This window comes from Streptomyces rubellus (assembly GCF_036323805.1).
In the GTDB taxonomy this organism is placed as follows: domain Bacteria; phylum Actinomycetota; class Actinomycetes; order Streptomycetales; family Streptomycetaceae; genus Streptomyces.
Window position 1 is genome coordinate 1 of the sequence record NZ_JAZDCX010000084.1, and the last position, 351, is coordinate 351.

At 71.5% G+C, this 351-nt stretch carries 1 pseudogene; it reads right to left on the reverse strand.

From position 1 onward, the window contains the following. Positions 1 to 351 (reverse strand): annotated as a pseudogene (locus tag V1L54_RS29355) (RNA-guided endonuclease TnpB family protein); the annotation flags it as partial.

Below are 351 nucleotides of genomic sequence, written 5' to 3' on the forward strand. Positions count from 1 at the left end.
TTGACCCGGCCCTGCACGGGCCGGTGCCGGTGCACGCGAACGTGCCCCACCCCCTGGAGACGGACACGGGTCTGGCGGTCATGCGGGGTGGAGTCCCAGCGGCAGCCGTCGCCGTCCTTGGGGAAGGTGACGGTGTCGAAGTGCCCGACGCCCTTGAAGCGCGGGTGGCCCGGAGTCTGCCCGGCCTTGACCCGCCGGAAGAACGCGGCGAACGCCTTGTCCAGACGTCGCAGCGTGGCCTGCTGGGAGGAGAACGACCAGCGGCCCTGGCGCTCGGAGTCGAAAGCGCGGATCTCCTTGAGCTGCGCGGACTGGTCGCCGTACCGGACGGTGGTCTTCGAGGCGTGCCGC